Source organism: Streptomyces sp. NPDC000941, from assembly GCF_053599555.1.
Window position 1 is genome coordinate 1 of the sequence record NZ_JBSFMM010000365.1, and the last position, 6,716, is coordinate 6,716.

Here is a 6,716-nt window from a genome sequence, read left to right on the forward strand (position 1 = left end):
AATTAGCGCCGGTTGCCTAAAACCATGGGCAGGCGCTGAGACGTGAACGAAGCAGGACCCGCCGCGGCGCGACGGCGGGTCCTGCTGGGGCGACTGGAGAAAGGTCAGGAACGCATGAAACGCCTCACCTTGGCCGTCAGCAGCTCAAGTCCCCTACTCGCCTGTGCGACGACGACGAAGGTCGCCGTCTCCCCAGCGCCGACTCCAATGGCTAGCCAGTGCGACATACCGCCAGCCATTAGGTATTGCGAGGTGCACATGCCTCCGACAACGGCGGCCGCTTCGGTCAGCCGATGAGAGCTGCGGCCCCTGGCATCCGTCAGGGAGTCGCGATCGTCCGGGGCTCCCGGTCGATCCGCAGAGGGTTCAATCACCATGGTTCTCCTCTGTGAGGCGGCACCCGCTCCCCAGACCGCCGCCAAGTGGAAGAGGGCGCGGGTGCCGCTGCTGTGGGAGCGCGGACGCGCCCCCAGCCGTATTCAAGGCGCACGTTCTCCTTTTGACGTCGATTTACGTTTGCATACACCCCAATGAGTGAAATTGATGCATGGCTCGGCGATACGCGCTGGTGTTGCACTTACCACGCTCTCTGCCCATTTGCTGGATAATCGCTGAGCCTCATCCCGGGGTAGCGTGTGCTGCGTGAGCAGTCGCCAGCCTGCTCCGACCGCCCGGCGCTGCGGTCGCAGTTGCCAAAACGACCGTCCGGGTCTCATAGTGGGTCCCAAGTCTGGCGTGCCCGGACACAGACAGCCTCCCGGCCCTCGCCCACCAGCGAGGGCCGTTCGCATGCCCGGAGGTGACCATGTCTCGGCCTGCGCCCCGACCCGTCACCGACGAGACCCGCGAAGACGTCCGCAAGCTGCATGCCGAGGGCTGCTCCCGCAACGAGATCGCCCGCCGCCTCCAGCGATCCGGGCGCACCGTCAGCCTCATCGCCCAAGACCTCGGCCTGTCCTTCGACCGATCAGCCACCGAGGAGGCCACCCGCGCCCGATCTGCGGACCTCGCCGAGAAGCGGACCCTGCTCGCCGAGACCCTCATCGACGACGCGATGCGGCTCACCGAGCAGATGTGGGAGCCCTCCGTCGTCTACAACATCGGCGGCAAGGACAACACCTACACCGAGCACCAGGTCGACGAGCCCCCCGCCGACGCAAAACGAGCGCTCATGGCCGCCGCCGGCCAAGCCATCGACCGCAGCCTCAAGCTCGCCCCGCCCGAGACCGACCAGCAGGGCCTGGCGGCTGTGGACGCCTGGCTCAGGGGGATGATGGGCGACTGACCAGGGGGTGCCCGTCGTGATCGCTCCCCTTGTCGGCAAGCAGCGCGAGGCCGTACGTCTGGCGACCGCCCGCGGCAACCTGTGGGAAGGAGCCGTCCGTTCGTCCAAGACCGTGAGCAGCATCATGGTGTGGCTGCGCTACATCCGCACCGGCCCGGCTGGCGCCCTGCTGATGGTCGGCAAGACCGAGCGGACGCTGAAGCGCAACGTCATCGACCCGATCATCGAGATGGTCGGCGTGAAGCGCTGCAACTACAAGGCCGGCGCGGGCGAGGTCATCATCTTCGGTCGTACGATCTACGTCGCTGGGGCGAACGACGAGCGTGCGCCCGACAAGATCAAGGGCCTGACGCTCGCGGGTGCGTACTGCGACGAGGTCACCACCTATCCCGAGACTTTCTTCCAGATGCTCGGCACCCGGCTGAGCGTCGAGGGCGCGCAGTGGTTCGGCACCACCAACCCTGAGGGCCCAAACCACTGGTTGAAGAAGAAGTACCTGGACCGTGCGAAGCTGCACCTGGACCGTGAGGGCAACATCGTCACCTCGGCTGATCCGGCCGCGATCGACGTGCACCGCTTCAGCTTCAGCCTGGACGACAACCCGTACCTCCCCGCTGCGTACGTCGCGGCGCTCAAGGTCGAGTATCAGGGCTTGTTCTACCGGCGGTTCGTGCTCGGCGAATGGTGCCTGGCCGAGGGCGTCGTCTACGACATGTGGGACGAGTCCCGGCACGTCGTCGACATCCTCCCGGAGATTCGCCACTGGATGGCCGTGGGCGTCGACTACGGCACGATCAATCCGTTCGTCGGCCTGCTGTTCGGCGTCGGCGTGGACGACCGGCTGTACGTCGCGAGCGAGTATCGACACGATTCGCGCATCGCGCGGCGGCAGCTGACGGACGCGGAGTACAGCCGCGGAGTGCGGGACTGGCTCAGCTCATACCGGCACCGGGACGTGCAGGGCGTGGCCCCGCAGTGGGTGTTCGTGGACCCGTCGGCCGCCAGCTTCATGACCCAGCTGTGGTCCGACGGCATGTCGGGGGTGGCGAAGGCGAACAACGATGTGAAGGACGGCATCCGCAGCGTCTCCGTGGCGCTCGGCTCCGACCTGCTGTCAGTCCACCGTTCCTGCGTGGGCCTGCTCGCCGAGCTTCCTGCGTACGCGTGGGATGAGAAGGCCGCGGCGGCGGGTGAGGACAAGCCGTTGAAGATCGATGACCACTCCGTAGACGCGCTGCGGTACGGGCTGCACAGCACGGCGCACGAGTGGCGGGGGCTGCTCCGCACGAATCTGGAGGTGGCGGCATAGTGGCTCTGCCAGAGAAGAACACCCCGTGGCCGCCGATCAACCCCACCATCCAGTGCGCCCTGGACGACTGGTCCGCCTGGTACTCCGGAGACCCTGACCGGCTCGCCGAGCGCTACCTCAACCGGCCCAGCCAGTACCGGGGCTTGCCGCAGAACCGGCCCAGCCAGTACCGCGGCGGCATCACCGGGCTCCTCGCCCGCTGGTTCTGGGGCCAGCCCACCCCGCTCGGCGAGAAGCGCGCCAACCTCCACATGCCGCTCGCAGGAGACATCGCCCGCACGTCGAGCGACTTGCTGTTCTCCGAGCCGCCCGCACTGAAGGTCGAGAACGCCGGCACACAGGAGCGCCTGGAGCAGCTGCTCGACACCAGCATGCGCGCCACCCTCCTCGAAGGCGGCGAGGTCGCCTCCGCGCTCGGCGGCGCGTACCTGCGGATCGTGTGGGACGACGAGGTCAGCGACCGGCCGTGGATCAGCGTGGTCCACGCCGACGCCGCCGCGCCCGAGTTTCGGTACGGGCAGCTCGTGGCCGTGACCTTCTGGACCGTGCTCGCCGTCGACGGACAGAAAGTTGTGCGGCACCTGGAGCGGCACGAGCGCGGCGCGATCCTCCACGGCGTGTACGAGGGCACGTGCGACAACCTCGGCAAGCCCGCCGACATGAAGGCGTTCACGCAGACGGAGAATCTGGAGCCCTTCCGGGACACCGGCCTGGGAACCCGGCGGCTGCTGACCGCGACGTACGCGCCGAACGTCCGCCCTGCCCGCGCCTGGCGAGACATTCCCGGCGCAGCTGGCTGGGGCATCTCGGACTACCAGGGCTGCGAGACCTTCCTCGACGCCCTGGACGAGACGTACACCTCGTGGATGCGTGACGTCCGACTCGCCAAGAGCAGGATCATCGTTCCGGCCGGGTTTCTCCAGAGCAACGGGCCCGGCTTGGGCGCGGCGTGGGAGGACCGCGAGGTCTACGCGGCCATGAACATCCCGCCCACGAGCGATCACGAGATCACGCAGAACCAGTTCGCGATCCGCTTCGCCGAGCACAAGGCAACCTGCGAAGAGTTGATCGGCAAGGTCATTCGGTCGTCTGGCTACAGCTCGGGGACGTTCGGCGACGACGCGGGCGGGCAGGCCGTCACCGCGACGGAGATCAAAGCCCGCAACGCCCGGTCGATGTCGACTCGGGAGCGCAAGACCCTGTGGTGGACGGACCCGCTCGCCGACATCACGGAGGCGCTGCTGGCCCTCGAAGCGAGCGGCATGTTCCCGGGCGTGCGCGGGGTGGAAGTCGAGCGGCCGGACGTCCGCTTCCAGGACTCCGTCCAGGACGACCTGCGGAGCCTCGCCGAGACCGCCAACCTGCTCCGGCAGGCCGAGGCGGCATCGACGGAAACGCTGGTGGCGCTCGTGCATCCGGACTGGGAGGACACCGAGCAGCGGGCCGAGGTCGAGCGGATCATGCGGGAGTCCGGCCGGGACGTCGCCGACCCGACGCGCACCGGGGCGGAAGAGGAGGTCGTCGATGCCGGTGTCGCCGGAGATGGCGGAAGACCTCGCCCGCCAGGTGAGGGACCTGTACGAGGCGGCTGAGCTGTCGCTGCTGGAGCGCCTCGCACGCGCCCTGGCGGCCGACCTCGAATCGCCGTTGTGGGCGGAGCTGAAGCTCCGGGCGGTGGGAGACCTGCGCAGGGCGGTGGAAGAGGTGGCCACGGCCCTGAAGCAGGACGCCGATGGAGCGATCCGGCAGTCGCTCACCACTGCCTACGAACGCGGGCAGCAGGCCGCGGTGGCCGAGCTGGGGACGCTGCCGATCGGCGAGGAACTGGCCGCGCGCCGAGCGGTGCCGAACGCCGCGGCGGTGGACCGGCTCGCGGCCTCGGCCGCCGCCGACACCCGGCCCGTCTATGCCCGTATCACCCGCGCTGTGCTGGACGCGTTCCGGACCGTCATCACGCGCGTCACCGCCGGGCCGCTACTGGGCACGGAGAGCCGGCGGCAGGCCAGCCAGCGGGCCCTCGACCAGTTCGCTGCCCGCGGCATCACCGGCTTCGTCGACCGTGCAGGCCGCTCGTGGAACATGGCCAGCTACGCCGAGATGGCCGTACGGTCGGTCACCGCCCGGGCAGCGATCGAAGGCCACACCGACAGCCTCCGAGCCATCGGCGTCGGCCTCGTCATCGTCTCGGACAGCCCGCTGGAATGCCCGCTGTGCCGCCCGTACGAGGGTGAGGTCCTGGCGCTCGGCGGGCCGCCGGGGCCGCGGACGGTTATGGCCGAGCATGCGACCGACCGCGGCGGGCTGCTGCGACGGCCGCGGCCAGTGTCGGTGCACGTCGTCGGCACGCTCCTGAAGGCGCGGGCCGCCGGCTTGTTCCATCCGAACTGCCGGCACTCGCTGTCGGCGTACCTCCCGGGCGTGACCACACGCCCGCAGGCGCCCCCGCATCCGCGCGGAACGACGTACGAGGACACCCAGCAGCAGCGCTATCTCGAACGCCAGGTGCGGGCGTGGAAGCGTCGCCAGGCCGCGGCCCTCGACGAGCACGCGCGCCGCCGAGCTGGCGCCCGCGTGCGTGAGTACCAGACGCGTATACGTGAGCTGACAGACGAGACGGGCCTGCCAAGGAAACGGCAGCGCGAGCAGATTGGCGCGGCCCGCTGAACCCAGCCGGGAGGGACTCATGGGAAAAGCGTTCGTCGCCAAGTTGGCGAAGGAGGGCGCACGGGACCCGGAAGCCCTCGCGGCGTGGATCGGCCGGAAGAAGCATGGGCCGGCCGTCTTCAAGAAGTTGGCAGCGGCCGGGCAACGTAAGCAGAGCAGTCAGGACTCGAAGCCTTCCGGTGGGGCAACCCGCAAAAAGGCTGCGAGCGCTCCGCAGCGTCCGGCGGCCCGCGATCTCAAGCGCGGCTTCCACCCGAGTAACGGACGCTTCGCGGTGTCCGACAGCGAGCTGGAGGTGCTGCGTGAGCGTGCCGCCTTCAACCGGCAGCAGATGGCAATGCTCGATGCGGCTGGCGTCACGGGGACGGCCGAGCGGCGCCGCACACTCGCCGAGCAGGAACGGCAGATCGCTGACGCCGAATATGCGCGCGAGACTGCAGTGGGGCAGCGCGCCTATGAAGCCGCGACCCAGGCGGAGCGCGCTGCGGTCCTCGATGCGGTCAAAAAGGCGCGGCTCTCGAAGGACCTCAAGGACTTGGCGGCGGCAGCCGATAGCGCTGAAGCGTTCTCCCAGAAGACGCGAAAGTCACCATACGGAACGGAGGACGCCAGCTACTTCGCCGTAGAGGCGAAGTCGGCTCGCGCTTCGCTGGCTGAGGAGCAGAGAGCACAGGAACGACGGGCAGTGCAGATGGCGCAGCAGACCCTGCCGCCTCCGAATCCCGGAGAGACACCTGTTGCGCACGCGGCACACCTGGGCTCGGCAGGAAGGTCGCAGTCGTTCGGCGATCCGACGCTGGGCAGGAAGGTGATCTCCAGTTCGCCAGGTGTGACGGCCATGCCGGACACCGGCGCCGAAGGGCACGACTCGGCGCTTGCGAACGTGTCGCCCGCGTTCCGGAAGAAGGTCATGGCAGCTCGCGCATCCGGTCGTCCGTGGCTGCACAACATCGGCCACGACAGCGGCGGCGCGGAGATCCACACCCTGCAGTACGAGGACGCCAACGGCAAACCGCAGAGGGCGACCTACTTGGAGCGCAACGGAGCTGCCTACAAGCGGCTCAGCCCCGAGCAGCAGATGGCTCGCTACAACGCACTTTCCGCTAGCGGCTGATCCAACATCCGTTATCGCCCGTCTGACGCGGGCCCCACCGATGCCCCTGGAGGGCACACCATGCACAAGCACACCCTCGCCCAGCACTGCCTTGACGGCTCCGGCTGGGCACACCCCTACGGCCACACCCCTTTCTCCCCCGTCGTCTACGCCGACGGAGGGGACGGCGACGGATCCGGATCCGACAGCACAGTCGGTGACAGCGCCCTCGCAACGGCTGTCAGCGCGAGTACCGGCCAGGAAGGACAGCAGGCCGCACAGCCCGCAAGCCAACCGCCGGCACAGCCCAAGGACCCGTGGGCGGACTTCCAGTGGGACGGCAAGGTCGACTCTCTGCCGGCGCC

Annotated in this window: 5 protein-coding genes and 1 pseudogene; all 6 read left to right on the forward strand. The window is 68.8% G+C overall.

The window, feature by feature from the left end; translation table 11 throughout:
• Positions 1-805 precede the first annotated feature (805 nt).
• Positions 806-1,285, forward strand: a complete 480-nt coding sequence (locus ACWDSL_RS50830; protein WP_450496250.1) for a helix-turn-helix domain-containing protein — start codon at positions 806-808, stop codon at positions 1,283-1,285.
• Between the two features lie 16 nt (positions 1,286-1,301).
• Entirely contained in the window at positions 1,302-2,594 is a 1,293-nt protein-coding gene (locus ACWDSL_RS50835; protein WP_450496252.1) for a PBSX family phage terminase large subunit, read from the forward strand.
• Positions 2,594-4,186, forward strand: a complete 1,593-nt coding sequence (locus ACWDSL_RS50840; protein ID WP_450496254.1) for a phage portal protein — start codon at positions 2,594-2,596, stop codon at positions 4,184-4,186. Before ACWDSL_RS50835 ends, ACWDSL_RS50840 begins: the two co-directional genes overlap by 1 nt.
• Positions 4,119-5,258: a phage minor capsid protein gene (locus tag ACWDSL_RS50845; RefSeq protein WP_450496256.1), complete on the forward strand. Its 1,140-nt coding sequence runs from the start codon at positions 4,119-4,121 to the stop codon at positions 5,256-5,258. Before ACWDSL_RS50840 ends, ACWDSL_RS50845 begins: the two co-directional genes overlap by 68 nt.
• Positions 5,259-5,277: 19 nt before the next feature.
• Positions 5,278-6,372, forward strand: a complete 1,095-nt coding sequence (locus ACWDSL_RS50850; protein ID WP_450496257.1) for a hypothetical protein — start codon at positions 5,278-5,280, stop codon at positions 6,370-6,372.
• Between the two features lie 60 nt (positions 6,373-6,432).
• Positions 6,433-6,716, forward strand: a pseudogene (locus ACWDSL_RS50855) (hypothetical protein); the annotation flags it as partial.